Origin of the sequence: Nocardia sp. NPDC049149, from assembly GCF_043197455.1 — a bacterium.
Classification (GTDB): Bacteria; Actinomycetota; Actinomycetes; order Mycobacteriales; family Mycobacteriaceae; genus Nocardia.
In genome coordinates this window covers 75,011-93,867 of the sequence record NZ_JBICTD010000014.1, presented here as the reverse complement: position 1 = coordinate 93,867, position 18,857 = coordinate 75,011, and the positions used below count along the sequence as shown (strand labels likewise).

17 protein-coding genes are annotated in these 18,857 nt (G+C 66.3%); 11 read left to right on the top strand and 6 right to left on the bottom strand.

The features are described from left to right. Nucleotides 1-211: 211 nt before the first annotated feature. Nucleotides 212-1,300 carry an alpha/beta hydrolase family protein gene (locus ACGFNJ_RS39385; RefSeq protein ID WP_393460806.1) on the bottom strand — a complete coding sequence of 363 codons (1,089 nt, stop codon included), beginning with the start codon at nucleotides 1,298-1,300 and terminating at the stop codon, nucleotides 212-214. Nucleotides 1,301-1,397: 97 nt separating this feature from the next. On the opposite strand from ACGFNJ_RS39385, the gene ACGFNJ_RS39380 reads away from it, so the two are divergent. Genes ACGFNJ_RS39380 through ACGFNJ_RS39370 form a run of 3 tightly spaced genes read left to right on the top strand, consistent with a single transcriptional unit; the run spans nucleotide 1,398 to nucleotide 4,324 of the window. Further along, on the top strand, nucleotides 1,398-2,252 hold the full coding sequence (locus ACGFNJ_RS39380; protein WP_393460803.1) for a tryptophan 2,3-dioxygenase: 855 nt from the start codon (nucleotides 1,398-1,400) through the stop codon (nucleotides 2,250-2,252). A 4-nt stretch (nucleotides 2,253-2,256) separates the two neighbouring features. Next, complete coding sequence (locus ACGFNJ_RS39375) at nucleotides 2,257-3,486, top strand: kynureninase (protein ID WP_393460800.1); 1,230 nt, start codon at nucleotides 2,257-2,259, stop codon at nucleotides 3,484-3,486. Then, nucleotides 3,473-4,324, top strand: a complete 852-nt coding sequence (locus ACGFNJ_RS39370; RefSeq protein ID WP_393460797.1) for a PaaX family transcriptional regulator C-terminal domain-containing protein — start codon at nucleotides 3,473-3,475, stop codon at nucleotides 4,322-4,324. Before ACGFNJ_RS39375 ends, ACGFNJ_RS39370 begins: the two co-directional genes overlap by 14 nt. Before the next feature lie 3 nt (nucleotides 4,325-4,327). Here ACGFNJ_RS39370 and ACGFNJ_RS39365 read toward each other — a convergent pair whose 3' ends face one another. The 4 genes from ACGFNJ_RS39365 to ACGFNJ_RS39350 form a co-directional block, all read right to left on the bottom strand. Continuing rightward, complete coding sequence (locus tag ACGFNJ_RS39365; protein ID WP_393460794.1) at nucleotides 4,328-5,596, bottom strand: lipase family protein; 1,269 nt, start codon at nucleotides 5,594-5,596, stop codon at nucleotides 4,328-4,330. Nucleotides 5,597-5,887: 291 nt separating this feature from the next. Beyond that, entirely contained in the window at nucleotides 5,888-6,775 is an 888-nt protein-coding gene (locus ACGFNJ_RS39360) for a biotin-dependent carboxyltransferase family protein (protein WP_393460791.1), read from the bottom strand. A gap of 2 nt (nucleotides 6,776-6,777) precedes the next feature. Beyond that, nucleotides 6,778-7,440, bottom strand: a complete 663-nt coding sequence (locus ACGFNJ_RS39355) for an allophanate hydrolase subunit 1 (RefSeq protein ID WP_393460788.1) — start codon at nucleotides 7,438-7,440, stop codon at nucleotides 6,778-6,780. 10 nt (nucleotides 7,441-7,450) lie between these two features. Beyond that, complete coding sequence (locus ACGFNJ_RS39350) at nucleotides 7,451-8,728, bottom strand: MFS transporter (RefSeq protein WP_393460785.1); 1,278 nt, start codon at nucleotides 8,726-8,728, stop codon at nucleotides 7,451-7,453. Nucleotides 8,729-8,889: 161 nt separating this feature from the next. Here ACGFNJ_RS39350 and ACGFNJ_RS39345 point away from each other — a divergent pair, with 161 nt between their 5' ends. Then, nucleotides 8,890-9,597: a GntR family transcriptional regulator gene (locus ACGFNJ_RS39345; RefSeq protein WP_393460782.1), complete on the top strand. Its 708-nt coding sequence runs from the start codon at nucleotides 8,890-8,892 to the stop codon at nucleotides 9,595-9,597. Between the two features lie 101 nt (nucleotides 9,598-9,698). Further along, nucleotides 9,699-10,175: a GAF domain-containing protein gene (locus tag ACGFNJ_RS39340; protein WP_393460779.1), complete on the top strand. Its 477-nt coding sequence runs from the start codon at nucleotides 9,699-9,701 to the stop codon at nucleotides 10,173-10,175. 35 nt (nucleotides 10,176-10,210) lie between these two features. Here the strand turns inward: ACGFNJ_RS39340 and ACGFNJ_RS39335 are convergent, their stop codons facing one another. Next, a complete protein-coding gene (locus ACGFNJ_RS39335; protein ID WP_069162497.1) occupies nucleotides 10,211-11,164 on the bottom strand; it encodes a LysR family transcriptional regulator in 954 nt (317 codons plus the stop codon). A 782-nt stretch (nucleotides 11,165-11,946) separates the two neighbouring features. Between ACGFNJ_RS39335 and ACGFNJ_RS39330 the strand changes: the two genes are divergently transcribed. From ACGFNJ_RS39330 to ACGFNJ_RS39305, 6 genes are all read left to right on the top strand, one after another. Continuing rightward, nucleotides 11,947-12,912: a hypothetical protein gene (locus tag ACGFNJ_RS39330; protein ID WP_393460775.1), complete on the top strand. Its 966-nt coding sequence runs from the start codon at nucleotides 11,947-11,949 to the stop codon at nucleotides 12,910-12,912. A gap of 138 nt (nucleotides 12,913-13,050) precedes the next feature. Further along, nucleotides 13,051-14,199, top strand: coding sequence for a CAP domain-containing protein (locus ACGFNJ_RS39325; RefSeq protein ID WP_393460772.1), 1,149 nt, complete (start codon nucleotides 13,051-13,053; stop codon nucleotides 14,197-14,199). A gap of 134 nt (nucleotides 14,200-14,333) precedes the next feature. Then, complete coding sequence (locus ACGFNJ_RS39320; RefSeq protein WP_393460769.1) at nucleotides 14,334-14,900, top strand: DUF6817 domain-containing protein; 567 nt, start codon at nucleotides 14,334-14,336, stop codon at nucleotides 14,898-14,900. Nucleotides 14,901-14,977: 77 nt separating this feature from the next. Next, complete coding sequence (locus tag ACGFNJ_RS39315; RefSeq protein ID WP_393460766.1) at nucleotides 14,978-15,748, top strand: phytanoyl-CoA dioxygenase family protein; 771 nt, start codon at nucleotides 14,978-14,980, stop codon at nucleotides 15,746-15,748. A 68-nt stretch (nucleotides 15,749-15,816) separates the two neighbouring features. Then, nucleotides 15,817-17,343, top strand: a complete 1,527-nt coding sequence (locus tag ACGFNJ_RS39310; protein ID WP_393460763.1) for a DNA mismatch repair protein MutS — start codon at nucleotides 15,817-15,819, stop codon at nucleotides 17,341-17,343. Next, nucleotides 17,340-18,827: a DNA mismatch repair protein gene (locus tag ACGFNJ_RS39305; RefSeq protein WP_393460760.1), complete on the top strand. Its 1,488-nt coding sequence runs from the start codon at nucleotides 17,340-17,342 to the stop codon at nucleotides 18,825-18,827. The genes ACGFNJ_RS39310 and ACGFNJ_RS39305 overlap by 4 nt, the downstream gene beginning before the upstream one ends. The last annotated feature ends 30 nt before the right edge of the window (nucleotides 18,828-18,857 follow it).

Genomic DNA, 18,857 nt, shown 5'->3' with positions numbered 1-18,857 from the left:
CCAGCCGCCGCTGATGTCGACGGAATTGCCATATGTGTCCACACATTTCGGATTTTGTCCGAACCTGCAGGACTCACTCGGAGTCGTGCGGATTGTGTGCGGGCAAGCCTATGTAGCGCCGAAAATCGCCGAAAGCCAACAGTTCTCGGGGCAATACAAGCGGCAGGAAAACGGACATTTTCCGCCTGGCGACCGAGAATCGGCAGGAATGCTAGGCCGAATCCGACATTTCACCGCCGACGCCGAGGGTGTGCGACACCGATTCCATAGTGTGCCGCCAGATCTCGGCGCTCGGGTCGATCACCGCGAAGTGGTCGCCCGGCAGCTCGATGAAGCCGACAGGGTCGTGCGCCGCCGTCGCGCGATTCACGTAATGCCTGCTGATCTCCAGCAGGTCCGGATCGTCGTCGAGCCCGACGACCACCAGCTGCGGGATCCCGATCGGGAGCCGTTCGATCGGCGAGCTGTGCCGGTGGACCTCCGCACTGTAGCGGCGACCGAGGGCCATCGAGACCGCGTTGTCGCCCAGCGCACGCTCGCACGCCGGGTGCAGGTCGAGGACACCGGCCAGGCTCACGGCCAGCGCGGGCCGCGGCGTCGGCGCATCGGCGACCAAGCGCAGCGCAAGCTGCCCACCCGCCGAGTGACCGACGACGACGATCCGATCCAGATCGAGCCGGTTGGCCGCCGGAATGTCAGCGAGCGCCGCGTACGCGGCGGCAACGTCGTCCGCCATTGTCTGCCAATCGGATTCGATCGGACGCCGGTACTCGATGTTCCAGGTGGCGTACCCGCGTGCGGTGAGGTCGACGGCAAGGGCGTCCATGATGTCGGCGTCCCACCATGGCTTCCAATATCCCCCATGGATCAGCACGGCCACGGGAAATGGGCCAGGACCTGGCGGCATGCGCAGGTCAGCCCATTGCTGCCGATGCGTGCCGTAGGTGTGCACGACTGGTGCGTGGAATCGGCGGAAGTACCAGCTCGAGACGGCATAGCGGAGGCCGTCGAGGCCACGACCACGGATGTGCGCCCGGACTCCGGGCGCCGTGTCCAGCGGACACCGTCCGAAATCCACCCGGATCACCTGCCGATCGGCGACGTCGGGCAATGCGGCCGAACCGGGGACCACGATGAATTCCGCGTCGTCGGCCACGGCCCGGACGGCGGCCGCGAACTCGGCCGGATCACTCGTCGGCACCAGCTCGCCGGTCACCTCGTGCGCGGCGAAGGCCTCGGCGAGCAGTTCGGCGGCTGTGCGCCAGTCCTTGACCGCATCGGGCCCGAAGACGACGTACATATGCGCCACCTTACCCTTCTATGACACATACCTGGCGTGCGTCACGATAATGTCATACGGTGGGAGGTAGGTAGCACCTAACGAGTGGGGTTTTCGCATGACCGTAGAGCGCAATACCCGCGCACTGGAACACGACATCGTCACCGATTTCAGCGCCAAGATGAACTACGGCGACTATCTCGACCTGAATGTTCTGCTCAGCGCCCAGCATCCGCGGACGCGACCGGAGCATCACGATGAACTGCTGTTCATCATCCAGCACCAGACCACCGAGCTGTGGCTCAAACTCGTGCTGCACGAGATCCGCGCGGCGCGTGCGGGTTTCGAGGCCGACGACCCCGGCATGGCGCTCAAATGCATTGCCAGGGTGAAGCAGATCCAGAAGTCCATGACCGAGCAGTGGTCGGTCCTCGCGACGCTGACGCCGACGGAGTACGCCCAGTTCCGGCACGTGCTCGGCAGCGCGTCCGGCTTCCAGTCGCATCAGTACCGCGCCCTCGAGTTCATTCTCGGCAACAAGAACGCCGCGCTGCTCAAGGTCTTTGCCTCGGACCCGGTGGCGCACGACGACCTGCAGACGTTGTTGACCGAGCCGAGCCTCTACGACGCGTTCTGGCATCATGTTTCGCGCAGCGGATTCGAGGTGCCGCAGTCGACGCTCGACCGGGACGTGACCAAGGCCTACGTCCTCGACCCCGACCTGATTCCGCTGGTGAAGTCCATTTATCTAGCGCCGGAGAAGCATTGGTCGATCTACGAGACGTTCGAGGAGCTCGTCGACCTCGAGGAGAATTTCCAGCTGTGGCGGTTCCGGCACATGCGCACGGTGCTGCGCACCATCGGCACCAGGAAGGGCACCGGCGGATCCAGCGGGGTCGGCTTCCTGCAGCGCGCACTGGATCTCACCTTCTTCCCCGAGTTGTTCGCGGTACGCACCGAGATCGGAGTCTGACCTCGTGACCACCACCCCTGTCGACTTCGCCACCCGCGCACAGGCTCTCGACGAGGCAGACCCGCTGCGGGACTTTCCTGGCCGGTTCCTCGGCAGCGACGATCCGGAGATCGTCGCCTATCTCGACGGCAACTCGCTCGGCAGGCCCGTCAAGGCCAGCGCCGACCGGCTCACGAATTTCGTCACCGAGATGTGGGGTGGACGGCTCATCCGCGGCTGGGACGAGCAGTGGTTCGACCTGCCGGTCACGATCGGCGAGCGGATCGGCGCCGCGGTGCTCGGCGCCGCCCCAGGGCAGACCACCATCGGCGACTCGACCACCGTGCTGCTGTACAAGATCGCGCGCGGCGCGCTCGCGCTGCGGCAGGGGCGCACCGAGATCGTGCTCGACCGCGACAACTTTCCCACCGATCGCTACCTGCTCGAGGCGATCGCAGGCGAGCTCGGACTGACCCTGCGATGGATCGAGCCGGAGTTCACCGGCGGTGTCACCGCGCAGGACGTGGCAGCCGTCGTCTCGGAACGCACCGCCCTCGTGGTGCTCAGCCATGTCGCCTACCGGTCCGGCTACCTGCTCGACGCGCAGGAGATCTGTGCCGTCACGCACGACGCCGGCGCCTTGCTGCTGCTCGACCTGTGCCATTCGGCAGGTGCGGTGGAGATCGAACTCGATTCCTGGGCAGTCGATTTCGCGGTCGGCTGCACCTACAAATACTTGAACGGCGGGCCGGGCGCACCGGCGTTCGCCTATGTCAGAGCCGAGCATCTCGCCGATTTCACGCAGCCGATCTGGGGCTGGATGGGGCGCGAGAGCCCGTTCGAGATGGCGCAGGGATACGTGCCCGCCGAAGGGATCCGCCGGGTCATCAGCGGGACGCCCGCGATCATCGGCATGCTGCCGATCCAAGACATGCTCGATCTGATCGAGGAGGCAGGCATGCCCGCGGTGCGGGAAAAGTCCGTCGCCCTCACCGAATTCGCGCTCGAGCTGGTGCAGGAATGGCTGGTGCCGCTCGGCGTCACGGTGTCCTCGCCGACGGACTCCGCCCGCCGCGGTGGCCACGTGACGATCGACCATCCCGAGTTCCGCGATGTCACCGCCCGCCTCTGGCAGCGCGGCATCATCCCGGATTTCCGGCGACCGCACGGCATTCGGATCGGATTGAGCCCGCTGAGCACGACATACGCCGAGGTGCTCGCTGGAGTGGCGGCGATCCGCGATGAGCTCGGCTAGCACTGACCCCAAGGGTGCCGTCCTCGACGACATCGATTCGCGGCCGGGCAGCGTCACCTCGCTGGCCAGGACGGTGCTCGGCGCGTACGTCCGCGATCTCGGTGGCTGGATCGCGATCGCCGATTTCAGCGCATTGCTTGCGCGACTGGGGATTCCGGAGCAGAGCACCAGAACCGCGGTCGCCCGGCTGAAGAGCAAGGGCGTGCTGGACGCCGAGAGCAGGGGCGGGCAAAGCGGCTACCGGATCACCGACGCCGCCGAAGCGATGTACTTGCGCGGCGAACCGCGCATCTTCGGCTTCCGGCAAATGGCCGAAGACGATGCCTGGCACCTGATTTCGTTCGGCATCCCGGAGTCGGAGCGCGCCGCGCGCCACCAGCTCCGGCGCCGACTGTCCGCGATCGGGTGCGGCACGGTCTCCCCCGGCCTCTGGATCTGCCCCGAATATCTGGCGCCCGAGGCCGGGGCGATCATCGCCGCGCTCCAGCTCGACGACTACATCACGACGTTCCGCGCGACCACCCTGAGCACGCCGAACTCACTGCGCGCCGCGGCGGCGCAATGGTGGAACCTGCCGGCCCTTGCCCGGCGCCACCGCAGCTTCATCGACCACCACCGCGGCCTGCTCACCCTCGAAAAACTCAGCGACCAACAGTCATTCGAGCATTTCGTGCCTCTGCTGGACGAGTGGCGCAGCATCCCCTACCTGGACCCGGGTCTCCCCCAGCCGATGCTCCCGCTGGACTGGCCAGGTCCCGAAAGCGTCGACCTGTTCGCCCGAGCCCAGCGCCGCTGCCTGGAACCCAGCCGGCGCTGGGTCCGCTCGACCCAACCATGAACCTCAGCAGGTGGTCGGCCCGGGGTCGGCGCCTGCGAGGACTGCGGTGAGCCAGAGCAGCGAGGGCTCGTAGCCGACCAGTTCCGCTGAGATGTGTTCGGTGGCAGGGACTCTGAAGAAGCGCAGGTTCGCGCCCGCCGCGCAGTAGGACTTGACCACCGGTTCGATGGACGCGATCGGAACGATCGGATCGGTGGTAGAGGCCCACATGCTGACCGGGATGTCCGGGGTATCGGCATAGCCGAGACTGTCACGGTGCAGGACGTTTTGGACGTCGGGATCGAGGAAGGCGTTCTGGTCCTTCAGGTAGTTCTTCAGTGGGCGCCACGCACCGGTGGCGGCCGCGGTGTAGAGACAGCGACGCTCGATGTCGTGCGCCACCGTCATGCCGTCGGCGGTGAGGAACTTGTCCAACGGCAACAGGTCTGGGTATTCGCGGGACAGACCGATCAGCCAGATCCAGCCGATGAAATCGGCTTGGCCCGCGATGCCGGGTCCCGCGTCCATCGCGAACTGGGTCATCGCGTGTTTGTCGCCGGGCACACCGCCCTGGGCACTGCCCTTGATCGGCAAGTCGGGCGCGTAGCTCCGGTGTAGTTCGGCGGCCCACGCGGTGGCACTACCGCCTCCGGAGTAGCCCCACAGTCCGACCGCCGAGTTGTCCATGCCGATGCCTGCCCGCCGGACCGCGCGGACACCGTCGAGCACCATCCGGCCCTCGCTCGGCGCGAGTGTCGTGTTCGTCTTGCCGTTGAAGTCGGGCACCGACACCGCCATGCCCTCGCCGAGGAACTGCAGCAGCAGCTGGGTTTCCTTCATGGTGCCCGCGCGCAGGGTGTGCGAGGGGTTGCATGCGGGATCGAGACTGTCGATCGCCTCCTGATAGGAGATGACCGGCCGAGTACCTGGGCCTAGCCACGGGATGCCGGGAATCAGCACGGTCGTCGCGGTGGCGATCGGGTGGTCGCGACTGTCGGTGCTGCGGTACAGGATCTGTTCGGTGTGCACCGGCGGCCACGGCACGGCCAGCAGGTAGGTGGTCACCACGCGTTTGCGGATGACGTCACCGTTGGCGAGGTTGTCGAGATCGGCCGGGTCGGCGTACCACGGATCGTCCGTCGGCAGCGGGACCGGAATGAACGGGTAGATGTCGGTTTCGCTGGGGAGGCGGGGGAATTGGTTCTCCCCTGGCCGGGTCGGCCATGCGGGTTGCGACCCGTCCTGGCCGGACCCGGACGGTGCGGGATCGGCGAGCGCCGTCCCCGTGATCACCTGTGCAGCAGCGAGCGTGACACCTACAGCAAAGAGGGCAGAGCGAAGACCAAGCACGTTCCAGGTACCTCTCGAGCGAAGACGACATCAGAGCCAGGGGCCGCCCACTGCAGCGACCGCCAGCCGGACACCATCCGAGCGCCCGACGGACCAAGCGAGTCCTCATTGCACACGACAGTTGTCTGTTACGTCACTACACATCTACCCAGAGTTAGGGCTGGGCCACTGTGCACTACGCACTGTGACTGCCGTCACTCTCCCATGAACGGCAGGTGAACCCCGCCGCCACGCCTACCCAGCAGGCCGAAATCGAAGCTGCTGCCCCGGTCTCGCCTGCGCGAGCAAATCGACATCCTCGCTGACAACAGTCGCGATCACCGGATACCCACCGGTGATCGGATGATCGGCGAGAAACACCACCGGCTCACCGCTCGGCTGCACCTGGATCGCGCCGAGCGGCACCCCCTCGGTCGGCAGTTCCTTGTCGTTGATCCGGGTCAGCGGCGGGTCATCACCGACGCGGGCCAGCCGCACACCCACCCGATCGGCGCGATCGGTCACCTGCCAGGCTCCGGCGAACAAGGCCTGCGGGTCGGTGAACCAATCATCACGAGGTCCTGGCACGACCCTGGCCGTGACGACCCCCGAATCCACCGGGGCCACCGGAGCGACCTCGACGTTCGGCCACGGATAGCTCCCCGACTCGTGCGCCCCGAGTTCCATTCCCGCGCTCAAGGGTTCCGGCCCGAGCCCGGCGAGGGTATCCCTGCTGCGCGAGCCGAGTACCGGATCGATGGCGATCCCACCACGCACCCCGACGTACACCCGCAACCCGGCCGCGGCCATCCCGATCCGCAACCGCTGTCCGGATCGCACGGCGAGCACCGACGCCCGCGCCTGCGCCACCCCATCCACGGTGATCGGCGCATCGGCACCGGTCACCGCGAGCAGCACCGGCGCCAGCGCGACGAGTTCCAGTCCGCCGAGCAGGGTTTCGATGCCTGCCGCGTCTTCGGGATTGCCGACCAGCCGATTCGCCAGCTTCAGCGACCCACGATCGGCCGCACCCGATACCCCGACACCGATCGAGAACCAGCCAGGCCTGCCGAGATCCTGGATGGTGCTCGACGGGCCGGTGGCGACAACCCGCAGAACAGTGGTGCGGCAGGCCGGACTCATTACTACGCCTCCTCGACGAAACGGACTCGGGTACCGGGACGCAACAGGGACGGCTGGTCTCTCTCGAGATCCCAGAGCCGCAGGTCGGTGGTGCCGATCAGTTGCCAGCCACCGGGCGAGCGGCGCGGATAGACGGCGCTGTAGCCGTCGGCGAGCGCCACCGAACCCGCGGGCACCGACGTCCGCGCCTCCGCGCGGCGCGGCACCGCGAGGCCGGGCTCGGCGCTTTCGAGATACCCGAACCCCGGCGCGAACCCGAGGAAGGCACAGCGCCACAGCGTGCGGGTATGCGCGGCGATCACCGCGCGCACCGAGATGCCGAGCAGCGCCGCAACATCGGTGAGGTCGGGCCCGTCATACCGGACCGGGATGGTGCGGATCACCTCCGGCGGCGGCGCGGCGAGCCCGCTACCGCCGGGTTCGCGCAACGCGCGGAACAGTTCCCGCAACCGCGCCTCGACGGCACGGCTGTCCGCCAACTCGGTCAACGTGAGCAGGATCGTCTGCGCTGCGGGCAAGACATCGTGCACGCCGGTGGGCACCTCCCGTCGCAGCAGGTCGACGAAGGCGACCAGGTCGGCGCGCTCGTCGGGCGCGACGAGCAACGATCGGTCGCCCGCGGGCAGTATCCGCAGGGACGCCGTCGGTGCGGTGAGCACGGACATGCACGCTCCTTCAGGCTAGTTCGCGGCCACGGGTTTCCGGCAGCCCGAACAACGCGATCGCCGCAAGCAGGTAGCCGAAGGCGCCGAACATCATGGCGCCGGCGAGACCCAACGTGGTGGACGCCAAATACCCGACGACCGTGGGGAACACCGCGCCGACGCCGCGGCCGAAGTTGTAGGTGAAGCCCTGCCCCGTGCCGCGCGACGCGGTCGGGTACAGCTCGGACAGGAACGAGCCGAAGCTCGAGAAGATGGCCGCGGTGCAGAAGCCGAGCGGGAACCCGAGCAACAGCACCATCGTGTTCGCGCCCTCTGGCACCTGGATGTAGGCGACCAGGAAGACGACCGACAACACTGCGAACAGCTGGATGGTGCGCTTGCGGCCGAGCCGGTCGGCGAGGATGCCGCCGGTGACGTATCCCAGGAAAGCGCCGCCGATCAGGAAGAACAGATAGCCGCCGGTGCCAACCACATTCAGGTGCCTGCTCTTCTTCAGGTAGCTCGGCAGCCACGTGGCCAGGGTGTAGTAGCCGCCCTGCACGCCGGTGGCCAGCACTGATGCGAAGAAGGTTGTCCTGACCAGGTCGCCGCGGAAGATCGCCACGAACGAGCCTGCCCGCTTGCCCGCGGATTCGCGGCGCTGGGTGACAGTTTCGGAGTCGGTCAGGTTGCGGCGCACCCAGATGATCAGCAGCGCGGGCAGCGCACCGGTCCAGAACAGCACGCGCCAGGCCAGGTCCTCACTGACGAACTGGAACACCAAGGTGTAGACCAGCACCGCGAGACCCCAGCCGACCGCCCACGCACTCTGGACGTACGCGACCGCTCTGCCTCGATACTTCGTATGCGCGTACTCGGCGACCAGGATCGCGCCCGCCGCCCACTCGCCGCCGAAGCCGAGACCCTGGAATGCCCGGAAGATCAGCAGGGTCTCGAAGTTGGGCGCGAAGCCGCACAGCACGGTGAACAGCGTGTAGGTGGCGACGGTGAGCTGCAGGGTGCGGACCCGGCCGATCTTGTCGGCGAGCACGCCGGCCAGCGCACCACCGAGCGCGGACACCACCAGCGTCACCGTGGTCAGCAGGCCTGCCTGGCCGGAGCTGATCAGGAAGTACGACGAGATGGCGCCGAGCGCAAGCGGCAGCACCTGGAAGTCGTAGGCATCCAAGCCGTATCCGCCGAACGCGCCGATGAAGGCGCGTTTGCCTTTGGCGCTCAACGTGCGGAACCAGTCGAAGGGGACGGCCCGCTCGGCGGGCTCCGCCGGCAGGTCTGTGGAAAGGCTCATGGGGTGCCTCGCAATGCTAGAGCTCCGAGAGGAGCGACGTACGTCACAGTAGACTACGGATCGTTGAACGATTCTGCAATCCTTAGATGGGATCGTCGGCTGGCACTTCGATCGGTGCGTTATGCTCGAGAAGCAAAGCCACTGGTCCACGGAGGGTTTGGATGACGACACCGGTAGATCGGCCCGACCCCGTCTACACGGCACTGTCGCAACACAAGGATCTGCTCACCCGATCCAGCCGCAGCTCACAGACCGCCGACATCGTGCGGGCGAGCATTCTCGAGGGTGCGCTGCGGCCCGGCACCCGGCTGTCCGAGCCCGATATCTGTGCGGCGCTCGGGGTTTCCCGCAATACCCTGCGCGAGGCGTTCCGGTCCCTGATCGAAGAACGCCTGGTGAATCACGAGCTCAACCGCGGCGCCTTCGTCCGCATCCCGACCTCGGCGGATGTCGCGGAGCTCTACCAGTGCAGACGGATCGTCGAGGGCGCCGCTGTGCACGGATTCGATCCCGCCGTGACCGCGCCGACCGCGCTCGCCGCCGCCCTGGCCAGGGCGGACGCCTGTGCGGCCGAGCAGGATTGGACCGGTGTCGGCACCGCCGACATCGACTTCCACAAGGCGATCGCCGCGCTCAATCGCAGCAAACGCCTGGACGAGATGATGGGGAGCGTGTGGAACGAGCTGCGCCTCGTCTTCCACGTGATGGCCGACCCGCTCACCTTCCACGAGCCCTACCTGGTCCGCAATCACGAGATCTACCGGGCCATGATCGCGGGGCGCGGCACGGAAGCCGAGCAGATGCTCGCCGACTACCTGACCGATGCCGAAACCCATATCCGGACCGCATATACCCGCATCGTCGCCTGACCGCGCCGGTTCGGCGCAGCGTGCGCGAAATCGTGGTGACCGGATGGTGCGCCGAGAACAGTGAGTGACTTGCCCGGCGTCTCAGGTCAGGAGAGCTCGTCATGTCCGATAGCAGTGCCCGGTTCCGGCCGCTCGAATCGCTTCTCGAACAGACCGCCGCCGCGCTCGGCGTGCAATCGGTCCTGGTGATGCGTTCGACGCCGACGCACATGGCGGTCGAGGCGACCGCCGGTGCGGCACAGGCGCATTACCCGGTGGGCGGCGAAGGAAAGAAGGGCGCCGCGTTCACCGAAGCGCAGGAACTGTACTGCGAGCGGGTGGTCGACACCGATGCCGAACTGTTCGTGCGTGATTCACGCACCGACCCCGACTTCAGCGGTAACGAGGACGAGGTGGAGTTCGGCCTGGTCAACTATCTCGGCTTGGCGGTGCACAATCCGGATGGCAGCGTCTTCGGCACGGTCTGCGTCCTCGACGATCAAGCGCGCGAGTACACGCCCGAGCAGCGAGCTCGGCTCGCCGAGCTCCGCACAGCGGCTGAACACGCGCTCGCCGTTGAGCGCGTGTCGCCGACCTGACACCGCACGCGGCGTGCAGGAGCTCGGTAGTTCGGTCAGGATGCGGACAGTGATCGGCTTGCCTGCGACGGGCTTTCCAAAAGCCCCGCAGCACCGAACTTGCGCACCAGATCCGAGCCCGTGATCACTTCCAGGAACTTTTCCACATGCAGCGACATATCTCGCGCATGCACAATCAGTTCTCGTCGAATGGGATTAGGCAGACGAACCGGAGAAATCAGGCGCGATGAGCCGTGCAGTGACATCTTCGGCACCAGGGCGACGCCGAGGCCGTATTCGACCAGGCTGAGCGCCGCGGTGACATCAGGAGCGGTGACCGCATAGCGGATCCGCACCTGCGCCCTGTCCGATTCGCGAGAAATAATCGTGGTGAGATCGGAGTCGGAGCCGTATCGGATCCACGGCGCCTCGGCCAATCGCTCCCACGAGCCGTCGAATCTATTGCCTTGGCTGTGGTGGCACACCGCGACGAGTTCTTCCTCGCCGACCGGGTAGACGAACTTCGCGGCAGACCGGCCGAGTGGGCCGACAGCCAGGTCGATGTCGCCACGATCCAGCGATTCGTACAGGTCGCGGATATTTGTGAACGAACGGACCTCTATATTGTCGATGTTCTGCTCGGACCGCATCCGGTAGATGAGCGGTGGCAGTAGCTTGTTGGCGATCGTCGGTGTTGTTCCGACGGCCATCACGCCTTCACTGAACGTTTGCGCCATGGCCAACGCTTTGTCCACCGAATCCAAGACGTTGGAGGCCTTGAGGAAGAACTCTCGGCCGAACTTGGTCAGACTCGACCTTCGTGACTGTGGATCGAATAGCTTCCTGCCTAGCAACCCTTCCAATACATCCAGCTGCTGCGACATCGCGGAGGTGGTGACCCCCAGCTTTCTCGCAGCTGCGGAGAGTGAACCCAGCTGGACTGTGTTCACAAAATAGTCGAACTGTCGGAGCGTGATGGAGTTCGAGGTGGACATCGAATATTCGGACATCGGCAACTTTCAGGTCGAGCCGCCGGCTCATCTGCTACGTCTGGGTGCCGTTACTGAAAAATACAGTGGGACCTAGCCGAGTAGTGGCTTACGTCGATCGGCGCAGACGGGTGCAATCTCTTGATTTCCATTGATTTACTTTGCGTTCATCCGCGAATTGAATCGGCGAGCCAATAACGTTTGCAATAAGTACGCTGATTCGGTGTACCGATGGTATCGGTACGGTCACAGATGCGTCAATCTGGAAGTATGTCGGCCCTACGTGATCTGGGTCACGTTCGCCGAGTTGAACGTATGACTCGTCCCGTCCAGCCGTTTGGCTGGGACTATGCAGCCAGTTGGGGTCCTATAGAAGGAATCGCTGGCGACCCATGTCGGAAACATGCACGAAATGGGCAGATTGCACAACAAAACCGGTACGTTTTGTTTTCAATTGCACCTTAACTCATCTTAAGTTCGAATTAGCCTCTACCATATCCGGCCGGATTTCGGTGGGCTACGTCGGCGCGCGAAACCCTCGGATCCACTCGCCACAGTGACTACCCCGAGATCTGCGCGTTATGCGACCGTTAACTGCATCCGAAGATGTTTTAAGAATGGTGCAAGCGGCTCGCCTCCCGCTGCGCGGAGTTATACGGTCAAAAACGGCAGCAGCCATCCGGCGACACCCACACCCGAGGTCAGGACCAGCGTTGATCGGCCTCAACCAGCAGTTCTGAACGTGACCGCACCACTCGTGCCGGTTCGGCACGCGAGGCGATCATTCCGAAGGAAGGCACTCCATGGGCAAACACAGCGCACCGCGAAATCATGTCGTACCAGCGCGATTGGCCATGCTCACGACCGCAACGCTGATCACGATGGTCGTCTCGGCCAACCACGGAGTGGGCAACGCGTCCGCCGACGCCAACACCGATGCCGCAGCAAGCACGAACGACGATAGCGCCGCCCCCACGCCGAAGCCGGTGGCCGCCAAGGTAACTCGCTCGGTGGTCAGCCAGGTCGCCGCGCAGCGCATCCGGGAAGGCGCCTCCCCGGGTACCTCTATTCGGACGCGCGCAGTCGCCACCGACGCCAAGGGTGCGGTCGGTGACTCCGCGAAGAGCGACGCGGGCACCGGAAGCGCGAGCCTGACCAACGGCATCGCACCACTGACCAACGGCATCGCACCACCACTGGCACAGGGCATCGCACCACTGGCACAGGGCATCGCTCCGATTGCGCAGGGCATCGCACCGCTGGCACAGGCAGTCGCCGCCGGAGGCGCTGGACTCGCCAATGGCATTGCACCCATTGCGCAGTCACTCGGCACCGGAAGCGCTGGACTCGGCAGTGGTAGTGCCGCAATAGGTAAGGCCACCAAGGGAATACCGGAGGTCGGCCCGATCGGCGAGGCCATCGGCGCGATCGCCGCGGCGCTCGGCACCGGAGCCAACGGCGTAGCAAGCGGTAGCGCCTCGGCCGCGCCGATCGGCGATCAGCTGGCCAAGGCGATCGCTCAGCTGCTTCCGCCGCCGCCCGCACCGGCTGCCCCCGCGCCCGCGCCGAAGGCCAAGCCGAAGCCGAAGCACCGCGCGGCCGAAGCCGCCAACACGCCTAAGCAGAAAAAGTCCGGGCACGCTGCTACCGATGCCGCCGCCAAACCTCGCCACCGGGCGGTCGATCGCGCCGAAGCCGCCCCTGTTGTCGAAGCGCCCGACACCGACGACGCCACCTGGGCCCCGCTCTCGCTCGGCCCGAAAGTGTAAGAACCGACCGCGACCATCGACCGACCAGTGCTGATGACCGGTCAGCACTACTGCAACACCTCAGTACCGCTTTACCGCTTTACCCGCTCCAACTCACGGAAAGACTAAATGCGCTTCTCGCAAGGAACAATCCGTACATTGTCCGCTGGCGTAGGCTTCTCCGCCCTCGCCGCCGCCGCCATCGCAGGCGCGCCGCAGGCTTCGGCCGAGGGGTCCCCCGCCGACGAGGTGCTCACCCTCACCAACGCCGAACGTGCGAAGGCCGGGTGCAAGCCGCTGAAGTCCGAGGCGCGGCTCACCAAGGCCGCGCAGAGCTACACCGAAGAAATGGCCTCGAGGAACTTCCTGGATCACGGCGATGTCGGCGGTCGCATCAGGGCGTCCGGCTATAAGGCGACGACCTGGGCCGAGAACATCGCGGCAGGCCAGCGCAGCGCCCAGGAAGTCGTCCGCTCCTGGATGAACAGCTCCGGCCACCGCCAGAACATTCTCAACTGTGGGCTGAAGGACCTCGGCGTCGGCTACGCCAAGGCCCGCAACGGAACCCCCTACTGGACACAGGATTTCGGGACGACCAACGAGAAGCCCGACGCCGGAAAGCCGGGTGGCGAACAGCCTGGTAAGCCTGGTGGCGAGCAGCCGGGTAAGCCCGGCGGCGAGCAGCCTGGCAAGCCCGGCGGCGAACAGCCTGGCAAGCCAGGTAAGCCAGGTAAGCCCGGCGGCGAACAGCCCGGCAAACCAGGCAAGCCCGGCAAGCCGACCAACCCCGGCAATCCCTGGGGTGATTGGGGCAACTGGGGAGACTGGGGCAACTGGTTCCCGAACCCGGGCAAGCCCGGCGGAGGCTGGGGCGACTGGGGCAACTGGCCCGGTCTCGGCGGTGGCAACCTGCCATGGGGCAGCCAGGATGAGAACTGGCAGGACGACGCGGGCACGGGCGATGAGCAGCCCGGCTGGGACGAGTCCGGCGAGAGCGATGATTCGTGGCGGCCATGGAGTGCCGAGGAGCCGTCCGGCGACGAGGAAAACCAGGACATCAGGGCCGAAGAGCCTGCGCCCGAGGAGAACGCCGAAGAGCCCTCCGACGAGAACAACGCGGGGTGGGACGCCTGGAGCGAGCCTGCACCCGAGGAGCCCGCAGCCGAGGAGCCTGCGCCGGAAGAGCCCGCGGCAGAGGAGCCCGCGGCGGAGGACGACAGCTCGGACTGGGACAACGCGGCCAAGCGCCTGAACGCACCCCCGGTGCGCGAACTGGTCAGCGCCGGTTTCAACTGGTTCGGTAACTGAGCCGAAGCACTGGCACGCGCTCGGCGGTCGAGGAGATCCTCGCCGCCGGGCGCGTGTCGTCGTGTCGGGCTCCCGCCGGGACGAAGAGCGCTGCCGCACTGGCTATTCCGCGACGTTCGGGCCAGACTGGGGGCATGGAAGATCTTGGGGAAGATCTGTCGCGACGGGCACGGCTCGACCGGTTCATCGCCGAGCGCGGCGCCGAATCCATTGCGCATCCCGGCGGTACGCTGCTCGCGCACCTGCGGCGCGTCGCCGACAAGCTGGCCGAATGGGGTGCCGACACGGACGTGCAGGCCGCCGGGCTCTGTCACGCGGCCTACGGTACGGACGGCTTTCGCCAGGCACTGGTGGATCCGCTGGATCGACCGACGCTCGCCGCGCTCGCCGGGGAACGCGCCGAAGCGCTCGTCTATCTCTACGGATCCTGTGATCGGGCAACGGTATACCCGCGACTCGGCAGCCGGCCGGTCGTCTTCCGGGACCGATTCACCGGGCTCGAGCACGCGCCGGCCGAGGCAGACCTGCGGGCGTTCCTGGAGATCACGGTCGCGAACGAGCTCGACGTGCTGGCGTACAACGCCGAGTTGGCCGCCGAGCACGGCGCCGCGCTCTGCCGCTTGTTCGCCCGGTGTCGCGGCCTGCTGTCCGCCCCGGCATGGCAGGCCTGCGAAGCACAGCTCGGCCCGGCCGCTTCCTGATCGGCGGCGAAAACCGGTGGCGGAGTCCGCATCCGTTCGTCCATCCTCGGTTGCACGCCGACGGAGGAAAGGAACGCATGCTCAGCGACGCCCAGATCGACTCGTTCGTGACCGACGGTTTCGTCAAGGTGGCCGAGGCATTTTCGCCGGAGACCGCCGCCGAGGGGCGCGAAATCCTTTGGCGGGCAACCGGATGTGATCCGGACGATCGTTCGACGTGGACCACGCCGGTGGTCCGGCTCGGCGACTTCGCCGACGCACCCTTCGCGCGGGCGGTGACGTCGCCTGCGCTGATCGAGGCGTTCGATCAGCTCGTCGGTGCGGGGCGTTGGCTGCCGCGGAACAGCCTCGGCACCTTTCCGATTCGCTTCCCCGTCCGCGCCGAACCCGGTGACGACGGCTGGCATCTCGACGTCAGTTTTCCCGGTGCCGATCCGGCCGACTACTTCACCTGGCGGGTGAATCTCTGGTCGAAAGGCCGTGCGCTGTTGATGCTGTTCCTGTTCTCCGATGTCGGCGCGGACGATGCGCCGACGCGTATTCGGGTCGGCTCGCACCGGCGGATACCGGCGTTGCTCGCGCCGTTCGGGGCGGACGGCGCCGAGCTGGGACAGTTCGGATACGGGCAGGCGACCGCCGACCTGCCCGAGGCATCGGCCACCGGCCGGGCCGGGGACGTCTACCTGTGCCACCCGTTCCTGGTGCACGCCGCGCAGCGGCACCGAGGCAAGGATCCCCGGTTCCTGGCGCAGCCGCCGTTGCTGCTGCGCGCACCGTGCGTGCTGGATCGAGCGGACGGTGCGTATTCGCCGGTCGAGCGCGCGATCCGCCTCGGACTGGAGCCGTAGCCGCACAACGGCGTGTTACGTTCGCTGAGGCGGGATGCGGCGATACGACCAGGCGGGGAGGTTTCCGGATGACGCAGTTTCCGAGCGTCTTGTGGCGCGACACGGAATCCGCTGCCCGCCACTGCCTTCCGGACATGCTGACCGATCTCAACCTGGATCAGATCATCGCGGCGGTGCTGCCCGACGGGGACCAGGAGCCGTTGCGGGAGCATTTGCGGACACCGCTGCGCGACGTGGCGAGCATCGACTATCGGCACGAGATCTTCCGCGATCTCGAACACGGTTCGGTCCGGGAACCGTTCATCACGTTCGTGCGAGCGCTGTGGGCAGTGCGGCGCGCCATCGCCGAGTCGCGCACCATCTATCACCCATACCAGCAACGCCGATGCCACCTCGATGCCGCGCTCGCCTACTGCCGGGCCGTCGTCGCATTGGACGAGTCGGTCGACCGTTCGGCGATCACCGCGCGCGGCCTGCGCGCGTGGCTCGACCAGCTGACCCGTTACCTCGCCGGCGCCGAGTTCCAGCGGCTCGTCGCGGAATCGACTGCGCGACAACAGCAACTCAGCGAGATCAGATATCGCGTCGCCATCAAAGACCTGAACGTCTATGTCGACACCGACGATGGTGGTCCCGACTACACCGCGCGAATCGCCGAAACCTTTGCCCCACTGCAGAACACCGAACGCACCGGCACCGAGCCGATGGCGGCGAACTGGCCGGACATGAACCACGTCGAGGAGCAGATCCTCGATCGAGTGGTTGCGCAGCACCCGGATCAATTCCGCGCGCTGGACGAATATTACGCACGGTTTCCTGATTTTCTCGACACCGCGATCGACACGTTCGCGGACGAAATCCTGTTCTATCTCTTGTATTCGGTGTTCGTGGACCGGCTGACCGCCCGCGGGTTGCACTTCTGCTACCCCGAGGTCACCGCTTCGTTCGACGGCGTGCACGCCGAGGGCGCCTACGATCTGGCGCTGGGGTTGAAGCTCCTGGACGCCGGAGCGACACCCGTGCAGAACGACTTTCGACTGTCGGGCAACGAGCGCGTCTTCGTGGTGACCGGGCCGAATCAAGGCGGCAAGAGCACCTTCGCGCGCATGATCGGCCAGCTCGCCCATCTGGCCGCAGTCGGCTGCCCAGTGCCGGCCCGGCATGCCCGAATACTGTTGACAGACAACCTGTCCACCCATTTCGAGCGACTCGAGCAGGCGACGGATCAGGGAGGCAGGTTGCAGGCCGAACTCGTCCGCATGCACGACGCACTGCAGCAGGCCACCGACCGAAGCATCGTGATCATGAACGAGAGTTTCAGCTCGACCACCGCTGCGGACGCGCGCGTGATCGGCGCCGACGTGCTGCGCCGGATCATCGAGCGGGGCGCGGTCGCGGTCTACGTGACGTTCCTCGACGAACTCGCCGATCTCGATCCGGCGGTGGTCAGCATGGTTGCCGGGGTCGGCGCCGACCCGACCGAGCGGACCTTCTGCATCGAACGCCGACGGGCCGACGGTCACGCACACGCGGCAGCCTTGGCCACCCGGTTCGGACTGACCTACGACGGCATCGCCGAGCGGATCGCGCGATGAAGGCCGCGTTGCTGATCCCCGACGACGATCAGCAGCACTACGCCGCTCCCAACGGCGGCGCGCTCGTCGAAGATCTCGCACTGGCACCGCTTTTCGAGGCGATGGCGGGCGGCGATCCGTTTCTCCGAGAGATCGTCGAGACCGTGGTGCCTCGCAGTCTGGGCACCGGTGAGGCGATCCGCTACCGGCAGCAGATCCTCGCGGACTGCCTGGCCAATCCGGCGGCCGTGCGACACCTCTACGAGATGGCCACGGCCGCAGCCCAAGTGCGACGGTGGACCGGTCGCGATGCCCGCAGCAGGTTGAGTCTGTCGCTGGAGCCGCTGACCGAACTCGTGGGGTATGTGCGGCGGCTGCGGGTTTCGTATGCGGGCTACGCGCCGCTGTTCCGGTCCGACGGTCTCATGCGATTGGGTGCGCGGCTGACCGAACAGTTCGGCGACGAGTACCTCGACAGCGTCGAAAAGCACATCGGCGAACTGGGTTTCGAGCACGGCTTGCAGATCAGCGCGGGCCTCGGCCCCGGCAACAAGGCCGTCGAGGTGATCCTGCACGAACCGCTGCGGCGACGACGCCTGCTCGGCGTGGATCGGCCTGCCGGACACCACTTTCGAGTCGCCAACGACGACGAGCTCGGCACCGACTACCTGAACGCGCTGATCAACACCGGCCTCCAGACGCTTGCCGACCACGTTTCCGCTGCCACGGATGCGGTCCAGGACTTCTTCCGAAGTCTGCGCGCCGAGCTGGGGTTCTATCTCGGTTGCCTGAATCTGATGGATCGACTCACGGCGGCAGGCTATCCGGTGTGCACTCCGACCCTGGCGGCGCACAACACCATGCGCTGCACCGGATTACGCGATCCGGCGCTGTGTTTGACCACGGGTGGGGTCACGGGCAACGCGGTCGACGGGCACGCGTCCCTCGTCGTGGTGACCGGAGCCAACAGCGGCGGCAAGTCGACCTTCCTGCGCAGCGTCGGCGTGGCCCAGGTGATGATGCAGGCGGGCATGTTCGTCGTCGCGGAGACCTTCGAAGCGGACGTGCGCGCCGGGATCTTCACCCATTTCCGGGCCGAGGAAGACGCCACCATGACGCACGGCAAATTCGTCGAGGAACTCGCCAGGATGCGCGACCTCACCGACCGGATCGCGCCCACCTCATTGGTCTTGCTCAACGAGCCGTTCTCGTCGACCGACGAGCGCGAGGCGGCCGAGATCGCCGGGCCCATCCTGCGGGCAATGCTCGACGCGGGCATCAAGATCGTCCTGGTCACCCACCTGTTCGACCTCGCCGACGGGCTCTACACCGACCGACGACCCGACGACCTGTTCCTGCGCGCCGAACGCCGCACCGACGGCACCCGCACGTTCCAGCTGATCGCGCAGAAACCACTGCCGACCAGCCACGGCGGCGACACGTACCGCCGCATTTTCGGCGACGACCGCGCAGACACTGCCATTCCACCGCGATCGGTCGTATGATCTACATTGTTAGTTTAGCTAACACTGCGA